Here is a 13,561-nt window from a genome sequence, read left to right as displayed (position 1 = left end):
GGTTATGGATTAATAGATTCGTTCACGGCATGTCGAACGTTTCATAGGCAAAATCTTCCAAGTAATCGCTGATCGAATCCCGGTCATAAAGAATAATGCGTTTAGCGGGCTGCGATACGCGTATCTTCCCCTCATCTTTCATTTTCTGTAATGTTGTTTTGCTTTTTAAACGTAACAGCTGCATGGCTTCCGCTCCGCTTATCCATTTCTCCGATTTCGCGGGTGTTTTTTCTCTAATGCGCGCAACCACTTTTTCGACCAGCACATGGAAAGCGGATTCTTCAATACAGATAACGTCCATGAGGTTAGGATTTTATGAAAGTAAAAATGCTAAAATTTTGCGAAGAAGCTGAATGTTTTGTATATTTAGGTATAAATCGTTGCACGAAGCAGCGGTAGGCTGGCTCAGCCATTTGACATAATTACCTCTGTTTTATCATTGTTTTATTAAAAAACAAAAAAGGCAGCTACATGGTATGTAACTGCCTGATAATGAGTAGCGGGGAGCAGGATCGAACTGCCGACCTTAGGGTTATGAATCCTACGCTCTAACCATCTGAGCTACCCCGCCTTAATATTCTGAGCTGCAACAAGGCTGCTCAAAAAAGGTTTGCAAATATAGCAGAAATTCGTTTCCTTTAGAAAAAATGTTAACATTGTGGCACACAATCCGGGCCATCAATTATAAACCCCTATGTCTGAAAAGAAAAAATTCTCTATTGAGTACGAGATAAAATCGTCGCCACGCATATTATACACTTTTTTAGTTGAACCTAACGGGCTGGCGCAATGGTTTGCTGATGATGTTAATATTCGCGAGCAGACCTATACTTTCACCTGGGACGGTGAGCAGCAAAAAGCGAAACTGGTTAACGCCCGCGAAAATAAACTGGTAAGGTTTAAGTGGTTAGACGACGAGCCGCATTGTTATTTCGAGATGGAGATAGTACAGGATGAGCTGACCAATGACGTTGCTCTTGCTGTTACCGATTTTTCTACAGAAGAGGCAATGGGCGAAAGAAAATTGATATGGGATAATCAGATTCAGTACCTTATTAGCGTTTTAGGTGCATAAGGGTTAATTTTCCCTAATTTTGCACGCGTGAAAAAGATACACCTGTTACTCCTCAAATCTTTTATAAGGCCTTTCCTGGTTACGTTTTTGATAGTAATGTTTGTGTTGCTGATGTTATTTCTGTGGAAATACATTGACGATCTGATAGGGAAGGGCTTCCAGTGGTACATCATATTGGAACTGATGGCTTATGCCTCGGCTACTAACGTAGCAATGGCTTTGCCTTTGTCGGTTTTACTTTCGTCTATCATGACATATGGAAGCCTGGGCGAAAACTACGAACTGGTAGCCATCAAATCTGCGGGCATATCACTCACCCGTGCTATGTATCCCATGTTTTTTTTAGTTTGTACCTTAAGCATGGGCGCTTTTTTTTTCTCCGACTATATGCTGCCTATTGCCAACTATAAATATTTTTCGTTATTGTACGATGCGCGCGAACAGAAATCAGCCAATTTTTTACCCGAGGGCGTTTTTAGTAACAGTTTTTCTAACAATACCATACGCGTGCAAAAAAAAGATCCGGATGGCCAAACACTTTACGGATTAACTATTTATTCTAAAGATCCGCTTAAAAACACCTCGTTTATGGTGATGGCTAAACAGGGTAAAATGTATCGCTCATTTGACAATAAATATTTAATAATAGAGCTTACAGACGGCATACGATATGAAGAAAACGCCGGATCGGGTAGTGGCGTCTATATCCCAAGACGGGTTTTTATAAGGCAACGATTCAAGTCCACTACTCAAAAGCTTGACCTTAGCGGGATAGGATCATTTAAAAGAACCGATGAAAGCGCTTTTAAAGGTGCATTTCAAATGATGAACCTGCGAATGCTGCGCGATACGATACGCATTCTTAACCACGTATTAGACAGTAACCGGGTAGCAAATTTTAACGTAACCAAACCGTTTATAAAATACTTTTCTGTACCGAATAAGCCCGATAGCCCAGCTATTAAACCTGTTGCCTATAAAGCTAATTGGTTTAGCGCATTGCCGGTAGCAGAGCAACAGCAGGCCGTTTCAACTGCCCAGGGCGAAGTGAATTCTGTAAAAGAGCAATATAAGATCAGAAAGGGTGCCGTTGAAAATATAGCTTTGAGTGAACACGGTGCCCAGGTTGAATACTATAAGAAATTTACCTTGTCTGCCGCTTGCCTGGCACTGTTCCTCATAGGTGCACCGCTTGGCGCCATTATTAGAAAAGGCGGATTGGGCCTGCCCGTAGTAGTTTCAGTAATATTCTTTCTCATCTATTACATTATTTCAACAATTGGCGAAAAAGCTGTTAAGTCCGGAGACGCGTCGCCATTTATAGGCATGTGGATCAGTATAATCGTGCTTACTCCCATCGGTATCTTCTTGTCTTACAAAGCGGCCAATGATTCGGCTATTTTTGATGCCGAACTTTATAAACGCTTTTTTACCAATTTGTTAACTAAAGTAAAATCCCTCTTCAGCAAAAAACAAGTGGTTTAACATAGCGGCGCAGATAGCCTATATATTTACAAACCACCGACGTTTATTTTTTTAATATGCGTTAACTTTGTTAAGCGGCATTGGTAGTCAAACAAAAGCCGTTAATTTGATAACATGCTTAACACCATTCCAGAAGCTATTGAAGCTATAAAAGCCGGTAAAACTATTATTGTGGTTGATGATGAGGATAGGGAAAACGAGGGTGATTTTTTAACTGCCGCGCGTAACGCAACCCCTGAAATAGTAAATTTCATGATCCGCTATGGGCGGGGGCTTGTTTGTGCGCCTATAACGCAACAGCGTGCATCTGAGTTAGAGCTGGAGCTTATGGTTAGCCATAACACTACATCGCACGAAACTAATTTTACGGTATCTGTTGATCTTTTAGAAGGTTGTACCACCGGAATTTCTGCGAGCGACAGATCAAAAACCATACTTGCTTTAATAGATCCAAACACTAAGCCTGCAGATCTGGGCCGGCCGGGACATATATTTCCGTTGATAGCAAAAAACGGAGGCGTACTACGGCGCTCTGGTCATACTGAGGCAGCTGTAGATCTTGCTGTAATGGCAGGCTTTGAGCCGGCTGGGGTAATATGCGAAATAATGAGCGAAAGCGGTGACATGGCTCGCCTGCCCGAATTAAAGGAAATAGCTAAGGAACTTGATCTTAAAATAATTTCTATCAAAGATCTGATAGCGTACCGGTTGGATACAGAAACTTTGATAAAAAAGGAAGTATCTGTTAAGTTACCAACCGAATGGGGCGAATTTGAAATGACCGCTTACACGCAAGTTAATACAGGTGATAATCATATCGCATTAACAAAGGGAACCTGGGAGCCGGATGAACCTGTTTTGGTGCGTGTGCATAGCTCATGTGTTACTGGCGATATTTTTGGATCATGCCGTTGCGATTGTGGCCCGCAATTGCACGCCGCTATGGAGATGATAGAAAAGGCAGGTAAAGGCGTTATTGTTTACATGAACCAGGAAGGGCGAGGTATTGGCCTTGTAAATAAACTTAAAGCGTATAATTTGCAGGAAAACGGTTTTGATACTGTTGAAGCTAATATAAAGCTGGGTTTTAAAATGGATCAGCGTGATTATGGCGTAGGCGCTCAAATATTACGTAGCCTGGGTATATCAAAAATGAGGTTGCTGAGTAACAATCCTAAAAAACGTGCGGGTCTTACTGGTTATGGGCTTGAAGTGGTTGAGAATGTACCGATAGAAATAGCACCTAATCCACATAACGAGGTCTATTTACGAACCAAGCGTGATAAAATGGATCACGCTATTTTACGCAATCACTAATCTTCTTCGTCTTTATTAGCCGGGCCGCCTGGGGTATCTGCTTTTGGTAAGGTTCCGGGCGTAGGTACTAATGGAACACTTTGGTCAAGTGGAATTAACCGGCGGTTACGACGGTTACTGTTTCTGAATATATTTTTGAAAAAATCGCCGAAGTTGTCAAAATCTTTTTGGTAAACTAAGCCCAAACCGTTAACATACTGCACGTTAAGTTGATCTGCAGTATTAATTGTATTGGTATTAAGTACCCGGTACGAATAGCGGGCAGTTAAGTTACCGTCAGGCCTAATGCGGTACAACGCCTCAAAATCTTTTGTAAGCTTGTTAAAGTCTGAGTTTAGTAAGCTGTTATTACTGTTAAATATGCTGTTATTACCGCTGTTATTGAATAAACTCCCGTTGAATATTAATCGCTCATTCATAAATTTAAGAGATGCACTTGCATCGCTTGGCGACTTTATATTGAGGTCAAACCCTTTAATATTTGATTGTGATATAAGGCTGTTTAACTTGTTAAACGCAAACTCACTTATAGCGCTATAAGCCGTATTAAAAACCTGGTTGCCTAAATTACTGCCTGTGCCCGGCGCAAAAACACGACGGACTATAATGCTGAGCGCTTGCTGGCTACGGTTATTGTTGTCGGCTAAATAGGTGCTTACATCTTCCTTAATCTGTGGATCTGTAGGGAAGTTAAAGTCAAAATCAATATTCGGTTTTAAAAGCGATTTTGTAATAAGTAAATTAGCCTGTACCAATACCTGCTGGTTACCTCTTGGCGATTGCAAACCTGCAGCTGTATATAGGGGCGAAACAGGTGTTCGCACTTCATATACCGCATTTAAATTAATTTCGGCATTGGCGGGGTTGCCGGTCCAGCGTATGTTACCACCCTGGTTTACTACAAAATTTTTGCTGATGAAGTTTTTTGCCGTGAATTCAAACTTACCCGATGTGATGTTAAAGTCGCCAAACATTTCAAAATCCCCCAAACTGTTTATTTTAAGGCTAAGTCTGCGGGCGGTTCCACTTCCTTGCAACACGCCATAATCAGTTGTAATTATCACAGTACTTTTTTCGTCTACATCTAACAAAAAATTAAGAGTAACGCCGTTAAAGTTTTTCTTTTTATCAACCTCAACGTTAGTAGTGTCTTTATGGCTTACAAACTTTATAAAGTCATAGTCGCTCACTGTTGACGATGCATTTAAAGGAAGATTAAATACAGTGCCTGCCTGGGTGGTTGCATCAATATCAATGCTCATATTATCAACGGGGCCTTTAAAGCTAAAATCGCCGGTAGCGAAGGCTTTGCCAAAGTACACGTGATTGTCTTTGAAAGTTGTGTTAAGCGCCATTAAAGCGTTGCCGTTCTCTACAGTAAGCTTAACATCAATTATTGGATTACCGGGGTCGGCAAGGTTAACGCTCCCCGTTGCAACACCTTTCCCGCCAATAGTATCCCTCAATGTGAGTTTTTCAATGTTGATGATGCTGTTTTTTACCGTTACCTTATCATTTAAAATAAATGGTGTTTTAAGGTAATTAACTGTTACCCCCATATCATTAAATTCAACATCGCCGTTGAGCTGCGGCCTTTTAGGTGTTCCGGTAAGTTTAAGATCGGTGGAGAGCGTGCCTTTAATATTTGATACCAGGTCTTTAATAAATGGTTCAAAAATAATAGCCTTTGTTTTATCCATTGTTATGTTAAAATCAAGCCCATCATCTTCGTTATTTTTTATAAAATAAGTTCCGTCAATATCTAATGTTTTAAGGCCGTTTGATGTTATTCCCATTTTAACGGCTGCCCTTTGCTTCTCATTATCAAGGTTTGATACAATAGATACATCGCCTATTTGTGTGGTGTTCATTTTAAGCGAGTCGATCTTTAATTTTGCATCAATCCCAGGCGATTTAAGGATAGATGAAAGCTCCACATTGCCATTAAGTAAGCCATGTAATTCAATGTCAGACGTTCTGGTAAGCTGGTTAAAAGTGCCCATGTTAAACTGCTCAAAAACCACATTGAGCTTATCATTAATAGATGGAGAGATCAATCCATCAACCTTTACTTTTTGCAAACCGTTGGATAGCTCAAAACCCGAGACCTGTGCTTTACCCTCAAGAAAACGCACTCTAACTGCTTCTTCAACGTGCCATTTCTGATTCTCCAATATAACATCAGAAGGTAGGATCTCTAATTTAGCCAAAGTATCGCGGCCAAAAGCCACGCGGCCGTAAAGGTCCAGCTGGTTGGTTGCGTTTTTATCCGCAAGCTTTATGTTAAACTTTAGGCTGTCGTTATTCAAAAAATTGGTTACGTCTACGTCTTTCAGATAAAGCTTTTCAGTAAGATCTACGCGACTCATGGATATGTTCAAACTCATAAACTGGTCCAATGTAGATTCGTCAAGGATGAAATCGTGAAAAACCATATCGCCATACTTAATAGTTTTAATAAAACCATTAAGAGTGGCTGTTTTATCTTCAGAATTAAATCGCCCTATAAAAGTTCCCCGCTCGGGTATTTTCAACTCAGGTAAAAATATAGCTGTAAGCGGATCAAGGTTTTTAATGGAAAGGTTAAACTCAAAGTTCTGCGGTTTGGGCTCGACTATGGTTGTTTTTAACGATGGAATATATTTTTTAACGATGGTTTTAAAATAGGATGGCAGGGTAGCCAGATCATAACTTCCCTTTATGCTTCCATCTAAGGCATCAGACCGGAAATTGATAGAACGCACATCGCCGGCGCCTACTGCGGCAATATATATAGAATCAAGCAGGTAATTATTGCGCGGATCAACAATGCGGATGGGCGAAAACAGTGCTTCGCCCTGTAGGTTTTTTAGGCTGTTACCTGTTATTTTTGTTTTTATTTGAGTGCTTATAGTAATGGTGTCTTTTAATAATTTAAGCTTATTTAGATGCGCATCGGTTATAAGTGCTGAGAAATCATATTCTGGCAGATCAGATTTTAGATTGACACTACCATCGGCATCAAGTTTTACGTTAACGTCATTTATAGTTAGCTTTCCGCTCACTTTTTGGTTTATAAAATTGCCATTTACTGCAACGTTGTGATAGTTATATCCTTTAAAATAAATGTGTGCAATTTTTGCAATTACCTTTTCATTTAGCGTTTCCAGCTTATCACCACTTCCCTGCACATTTGCGTTAAAGGTGGCACGGCCCAGGTCAGCTTCGTCTAATAATGTACCCAGATCAAAATCGTAAGCGTTTATTTTGCCGCTATAGCTTGGGTGGCCATTCTTGTCAATTTTAAGATTGATATCCGGATCAAACCTTCCTAATTTAGTTTTGAAACTGCCGTAGGCAACAAAGTTGTTTTGCAAGCCGGTGAACCTGCCTTTGAAACTTATGTTGCCAAATTTTGAAAGAATATCCGGAGCCTTAGTTTTAGTGTTGCCCGTAAAGCCTGCAATAACGCGGTCAAGGTCTTTTTTGTTGGTAGCCACCTGATCAAAGTCAAGTTCCATAAATGTTTTGTCAAAGTCTGGCAATCCTTTTACGCTAAAATCACCTTTAACAAACGTTGCCTGGCCGGTTGTAACTACAAGGTCTTTGGCGCGCAGGTCATTCATTTTGCCCTGGATGTGACCGTTAAGGCCCAACTCGAATTTCATTTTTTCCAGATCGGCGAAGTATGCAATGTCTTTTGATGAAATATGCGACGATTTAAATCGCCCTTCCATGCGCACTTTGTTTTCAAAGTCCTTCATGTCATCAAACGTTTTGAAACGCATGCGCAGGTAGTCCTTAATATTTGAGTTGGGCGTTTTAAGCAATAGTTTCTCTACCAGTATTTGGTTAGAATCAACGGTGGCATTAGCTGTAAAGTTTTTTATGTTGAAGCCGCTTTTTTCTTTCAGGGTAAGGTTGCGCACCTGTGCCTTAAACAGATGGTTATAAATATCCATATTATTTACAACCGTACTGAAGTTGCGCACATCAACATCATCAAAGTTTACTCCCTTAACAACATCCTTTTTAAGCGTGTTTTTATAACGGAAATGAAAGTTATTGACCGCTATTTTTTGAAAGATGAGTGTCCAGGGTTTGCTTTTTGTAACAGGAGTAGTTTTGCTAGTGTCTTTAGAGGCAAGGCTATCTATTATAAACTTGAAGTTGGTTTTATTGCCGGCAAGATTTTTAAGGTAAAAAGAACCATTATCCAGCTGAATAAGCTTAAGATCTATTTTCCTATCGGGTATGCTTGAAAAAACTGAGAAACCGTTTAGCTCCACTGTAAGTTTTGGCGTGCGTATAAGTGTGTCGTTCTGCTTGTCCAGCACATAAAAGTCTTCCAGCACTATAGATGTAAAAGGTTTTATATAAATGCTCTTTATATCAACCTTGGTACCCAGTTTTTCTGAAAGATAATGCGTTACTTTTTTAGCCGCCCAGGTTTGCACCGGCTGATACTGAAATACCAATAGCAAAATGCTCAGCATTAAAAACAGGAGCAGAACAATGCCGAGGGTTATTTTGAGGACTTTTTTAATAACTTTGAGTTTAATTTACAATTCAAAAGTAAAAATTCAAAAACGCGTAAAGTGTTTCACATTTTGAATTTATATTTACAACCCGCCCAAAGGCTAAAGGAGTTTTTGACTTTTAGCTTTTGAATTTTGACTTTTGCAAAATGCCCGTAATATTAGCCATAGAATCTTCCTGCGATGATACCTCTGCTGCCGTATGTGTGGACGGGGCTGTTTTAAGCAACGTTATTGCCAACCAGGCCATACACGAAGCTTACGGAGGTGTTGTGCCCGAGCTTGCCTCGAGGGTTCATCAGCAGAACATAGTTCCGGCCGTACAACAAGCATTATTAAACGCAAAAGTAAACAAAAATGATATTGATGCTGTAGCTTTTACACGCGGCCCCGGTTTATTAGGTTCTTTACTGGTTGGTGTATCCTTTGCTAAGGCGTTTGCGCTGGCAAACAGCATCCCGCTTATTGAGATTAATCACATGCAGGCACACGTTTTGGCGCATTTTATTGCAGATAAAAAGCCATCGTTCCCGTTTTTGTGCCTTACAGTATCAGGTGGACACACACAGATAGTTTTGGTGAAAGATTATTTTGAGATGGAAGTGATAGGCCAAACTTTGGATGACGCAGCGGGCGAAGCCATGGATAAAACCAGCAAAATACTGGGCTTGCCTTACCCCGGCGGGCCACTTATTGATAAGCACGCACGTTTAGGCAATGCCGAGAGGTTTAAGTTCCCGGAGCCACAAATTGCGGGGTTTGACTACAGCTTTAGCGGATTAAAAACTTCTATACTTTATTTCATCCGCGATAATGTAGCTGCTAATCCCAATTTTATACAGGAAAATTTAAATGATATTTGCGCCTCAGTTGAAAAGCGCATTGTAACCATACTGCTTAACAAGTTTGAAAAGGCCGCAAGGCAATATGGTATAAAGGATGTAGCTTTGGCGGGCGGTGTGTCTGCTAATACCGGTTTGCGGTTAGGGTTGCAACAATTAGCAGAAAAGAACGGATGGAACTATTTTATACCCGCCATGCAGTATTGCACTGATAATGCAGGTATGATAGCTATAGCTGGTTACCATAAATATTTAAAAGGCGATTTTACCGGGCAGGATGTAGCGCCGCTGGCGAGGATGCCGATTTAGTTTAATGAATGATTGAGTGAGTTTTGAATAAGTGAATGGTCATTTCAATCGTTAATAAAGTAATTTAATCGCTAATTCACTCAATCATTAATTCTCTCATTATAGAAATGTCAGCACCATCATTAATTTTCTGGGCAATATTTGTACTGCCGCTCCTTGTATTTTTAATTTGGCTGCTTAAACAGGATAAGCGCAAAGGCTGGATAGGGCTTATAGTGCTGGCAGTTACGGTAATTGCCGGCATTGCGTGGATGTATGTAAAAACAGGAGGTAAGTAAGATTAGGATTTGTAGAATTTAAGGGATGTAGGATTCTTTCCAATCATTCCAGCAATTTTCTCGGGCGGAAATTCAAATTGCCATTACAATCCTAAATCCTTCCATCCTAAAAATCCTGGTTCAGACATTCTGGTTCAGGCAACTAAACGTATATCCCGCCTTGCTCCACACCTCCATTGCCTTTGGCAAAACGTACTCCAACCGTTCAAAAGCTTTTAAACTATCGTGAAAAACAATAATAGAGCCCGGTTCTGTGTGCTTTAAAACATTTTGCAGGCAATTTTCGGGGCTCAGCGTTGTATCAAAATCTCCGCTTAAAACATCCCACATAATAATTTTAAGGTTGGGGTGGTGTTCTTTTAGCAATTTTATTTGCGAACGTTTAATTCGGCCATACGGGGGGCGGAATAATGATGTGTGTAGGAATTCGTCGGCTTTTACAAAGTTTTGCAAGTAAACATCATCCGCTGTAGCCCAGCCGTTTAAATGGTTAAATGTATGATTGCCGATTGTATGCCCTGCCGCTTTTACCTTAGCGAAAATATCCGTATGTTTAGTGACGTTTTCACCAATGCAAAAAAAAGTGGCCTTTGCCTTATATTGTTCTAAAATATTTAAAACAAATGGTGTAACAATTGGTATAGGGCCGTCGTCAAAGGTGAGATAAATAACACGGTCGCGTTTATCACTATCCCAAATTAGTTGGGGATATATTTTTTTTAGCAACCACGGTGTTTTAACCAGATACATTTTCAAACAAGAGAGCCCCTATACAGGAGAGATCAGAAAAACCCTTTATTAGTGAAACATGCACTAATGTAAAGCCAAATCTAATTATCTAAGGTATAACATCTCAATTATTTGTACACAATAACCCATATGAAGCAAAATACATCAGTTTTAAAACGGGCAGGCTTAATAGTCACACTGTTCATGGCTGCAAGTTTTACTGTTAAAGCGCAAGAGAAAATTACTCTACAAATGGCGGTTGACCGCATGTTGGCCAATAACCTTAACATAAAACAGGCACAAGTAAGTGAAGCTGTAGGATATGCCGATTTGCAGCAATCACAGTACAATCAGCTGCCAAGCTTAACTGCTTTTACATCAACAGGATACAATTTCGGGCGGAGTTTAATAACAGGTACTTCTGATTATCTGTCATCGACAGCACAAAGTGTCAATGCTAATGCCCAAATGTCGCTTACATTGTTTCAGGGCGGTCAATTGCGCAATCAGATTATCCAAAACAGGTTAACTGTTGAGGTTAATAAGAGCAATACCTCTAAAATTAAAAACGACCTGATATTAAATGTTGTAACCACTTATTTGCAAATATTAATTAATCAGGATCTGGTAACTGCTGCCACCCAACAAGGCGATATAGCTAACCAAACTTTGCAGCGTTCGCAAATAAGTTTTGATGCAGGCCGCCAAACACTGGCTGATTTGTCGCAGGCAAAGGCCCAGGTAGCCACTGCCAATCTTAATTTAATTAATGCTCAAAACCAGCTTAATATTTCGATTTTGGTGTTGAAACAGTATATGGAGATGAATCCAAATACCGAAATAACAGTTGAGAAGCCGGACATTAGCCGTTTAACAAATGTTCAAACTATTTTTGATGCTAACCAGGTGGTAAGAACAGCTTTGGATATCAATCCGGATATAAAATTGGCAGAGGCTCGTCAAAAAACGTTTGCGCAATCCATCAAAATAGCTCGCGGTACTTTTTATCCAACCTTAAGTTTATCAGGCGGCGTTGGTTCTACTTATAACAACAGGTTTAAGAAGTTTTTAAATAACACGGCAGTTGATTATCAGTTTTTTGATCAGATAAGAGATAACTTCAATCAGTCAATAAGTTTAAGTTTGAATATACCCATATTTAACCGCTTTAATGCGCATACTAACGTTAAAAAGGCTGAGTTGAATTTTCAGAACGCACAGTTAAATACCCAAATAGCTAAAAACAATCTTAGCAAAATAATTATACAGGCAGTGCTTGATTTAAACGCTGCTAACAAACAGTACCAATCGGCCACGCAAACATTTGAAGCTAACCGCGATGCATTGAACGTTACACAACAACGTTATGATGTAGGTTTGGTTAACTCGTTAGATTACAATACTGCTGTTACTAACTATAACAGATCGCAAAACGATATGATACAGGCGCAATACTCTGTCATATTTAGAAGCAAAATTATTGACTATTACTTAGGAAACACTATAACTCTTTAAAATAAAAAATCCTGCACATCATGGGAAAAACTACAAAATATATTCTGATTGGTTTAGGCATCTTAGTGGTGCTGCTTGTTGTTGGTAAAGCAACCGGCGTTATTGGCAAAGAGCCGAAAACTAAAGTAGCTACTGAAAAGGCCGCTGACCGCGAAATAAATGAAACAGTATCAGCAAGCGGAAAAATAATGCCGCATGTTGAAGTAAAAATTAGTCCGGAAGTTTCTGGTGAGGTAGTAGAGCTGCCTATCAAAGAAGGCGACGTGGTTAAAAAAGGTCAGTTGTTGATCCGTATTCGCCCGGATATTTTGCAATCAGGCTATAACAGGGCTGTGGCTTCATTAAACTCGCAAAAAGCAAATGTGGCTAATTCAAGCCAACAGCAAAAGCAAGCCGAAGCTACTTACAACAACCAGGCTGCCAATTACAAACGCAGCAAAGAGCTTTTTGACAAAAAAGTGCTTACAGCTGCCGAGTTTGATCAGGCTAAAGCTACCTATGAGAGCGCTGTAGCAGGTTTAGAAGCCGCTAAGCAGAGCGTTATAGGTGCCAGATTTGGGTTGGAGCAAACAGCAGCAAGCGTTAAAGAAGCAAGCGATAATCTGTTAAAAACCACTATCTATTCTCCGGTTGATGGCGTGGTTTCAAAACTGTCTGTAGAACTTGGTGAACGCGTTTTAGGTACTGCTCAATTTGCGGGCACAGAGATAATGACCATTTCAAACCTTAACGAGATGGACGTAAATGTTGATGTGAATGAAAATGATATTAACCGCATAACTTTAGGCGATGAGTCTGTGATACAGGTTGACGCGTTCTCTGGTAAAAAATTCAAAGGAACAGTATCAGAGATTGGTAGCTCTGCAAACGTAGTGGGTACCACTGCAGACCAGGTTACTAACTTTACAGTGAAAGTTCGTATTGATCCTAAATCATATACTGACATGTTAAATGCAAAGGCTGTTAATCCATCACCTTTCCGTCCGGGACTTACGGCTACTGTTGATATTCAAACTAATCATACCAAAGCATTGTCAGTTCCAATACAAGCGGTAACCACCCGCGACGAGAAAAAGGACGAAACAGGCCCTAAGAAAGATGAAAGCGCTGAAGAAAAAACTACTGCGAGCGCGGCTCCTGCAAAAGAGTATGTATTTATTTACCTGGCTCCGGGTAAAGTAAAGCAAGTACAGGTAACTACCGGTATCCAGGACGATACCTATGTGCAGATATTATCCGGCATTAAAGTGGGTGATGAGGTTGTTTCGGCTCCATATCCCGCAATTTCAAAGACTTTGAAAGACGACGCTTTGGTTGAAAAGGTTGACAAAAGCAAATTATTTACCAAAGAAGGTAAGGAATAGATAGTATAAACAAGTAACTAAATTAAGGCCGACCCGAAAGAGTTGGCCTTTTTTTTTAAGAATAATTTTTGGTTACTTTAAATGGGGCGTTTACGTCGGCATAATATTTAATCTATCACGAATACAACGA

Annotated in this window: 10 protein-coding genes and 1 tRNA gene; 7 read left to right on the top strand and 4 right to left on the bottom strand. The window is 40.0% G+C overall.

Translation table 11 applies throughout. The annotated features are described in order from the left end of the window. Positions 1-22 precede the first annotated feature (22 nt). Complete coding sequence (locus tag ACVW2L_RS14780; RefSeq protein WP_457128733.1) at positions 23-301, bottom strand: helix-turn-helix domain-containing protein; 279 nt, start codon at positions 299-301, stop codon at positions 23-25. A gap of 196 nt (positions 302-497) precedes the next feature. After that, a tRNA-Met gene (locus tag ACVW2L_RS14775) sits at positions 498-571 on the bottom strand. A 123-nt stretch (positions 572-694) separates the two neighbouring features. Between ACVW2L_RS14775 and ACVW2L_RS14770 the strand changes: the two genes are divergently transcribed. From ACVW2L_RS14770 to ACVW2L_RS14760, 3 genes are all read left to right on the top strand, one after another. Beyond that, complete coding sequence (locus ACVW2L_RS14770; RefSeq protein ID WP_457128732.1) at positions 695-1,075, top strand: START-like domain-containing protein; 381 nt, start codon at positions 695-697, stop codon at positions 1,073-1,075. A 27-nt stretch (positions 1,076-1,102) separates the two neighbouring features. Continuing rightward, entirely contained in the window at positions 1,103-2,560 is a 1,458-nt protein-coding gene (locus tag ACVW2L_RS14765; RefSeq protein ID WP_457128731.1) for an LptF/LptG family permease, read from the top strand. 114 nt (positions 2,561-2,674) lie between these two features. After that, a complete protein-coding gene (locus ACVW2L_RS14760; RefSeq protein ID WP_457128730.1) occupies positions 2,675-3,877 on the top strand; it encodes a bifunctional 3,4-dihydroxy-2-butanone-4-phosphate synthase/GTP cyclohydrolase II in 1,203 nt (400 codons plus the stop codon). On the opposite strand, the gene ACVW2L_RS14755 is transcribed toward ACVW2L_RS14760, so the two are convergent. After that, a complete protein-coding gene (locus ACVW2L_RS14755; RefSeq protein WP_457130203.1) occupies positions 3,874-8,403 on the bottom strand; it encodes a translocation/assembly module TamB domain-containing protein in 4,530 nt (1,509 codons plus the stop codon). The genes ACVW2L_RS14760 and ACVW2L_RS14755 overlap by 4 nt on opposite strands. Positions 8,404-8,543: 140 nt before the next feature. On the opposite strand from ACVW2L_RS14755, the gene tsaD reads away from it, so the two are divergent. Together tsaD and ACVW2L_RS14745 are read left to right on the top strand one after the other, a co-directional pair. After that, positions 8,544-9,545 carry a tRNA (adenosine(37)-N6)-threonylcarbamoyltransferase complex transferase subunit TsaD gene (gene tsaD, locus ACVW2L_RS14750; RefSeq protein WP_457128729.1) on the top strand — a complete coding sequence of 334 codons (1,002 nt, stop codon included), beginning with the start codon at positions 8,544-8,546 and terminating at the stop codon, positions 9,543-9,545. A gap of 107 nt (positions 9,546-9,652) precedes the next feature. Beyond that, positions 9,653-9,823, top strand: coding sequence for a hypothetical protein (locus tag ACVW2L_RS14745; protein WP_457128728.1), 171 nt, complete (start codon positions 9,653-9,655; stop codon positions 9,821-9,823). 120 nt (positions 9,824-9,943) lie between these two features. On the opposite strand, the gene ACVW2L_RS14740 is transcribed toward ACVW2L_RS14745, so the two are convergent. Further along, positions 9,944-10,573, bottom strand: coding sequence for a polysaccharide deacetylase family protein (locus ACVW2L_RS14740; protein WP_457128727.1), 630 nt, complete (start codon positions 10,571-10,573; stop codon positions 9,944-9,946). Between the two features lie 129 nt (positions 10,574-10,702). Between ACVW2L_RS14740 and ACVW2L_RS14735 the strand changes: the two genes are divergently transcribed. Together ACVW2L_RS14735 and ACVW2L_RS14730 are read left to right on the top strand one after the other, a co-directional pair. After that, positions 10,703-12,067, top strand: a complete 1,365-nt coding sequence (locus tag ACVW2L_RS14735) for a TolC family protein (RefSeq protein WP_457128726.1) — start codon at positions 10,703-10,705, stop codon at positions 12,065-12,067. A 20-nt stretch (positions 12,068-12,087) separates the two neighbouring features. Next, positions 12,088-13,431, top strand: a complete 1,344-nt coding sequence (locus tag ACVW2L_RS14730) for an efflux RND transporter periplasmic adaptor subunit (RefSeq protein ID WP_457128725.1) — start codon at positions 12,088-12,090, stop codon at positions 13,429-13,431. Positions 13,432-13,561: the final 130 nt, after the last annotated feature.

This window comes from Mucilaginibacter sp. HD30, assembly GCF_054061755.1.
Note: the sequence above shows the minus strand (reverse complement) of the source record. Positions and strands in the feature narration are given on the sequence as shown.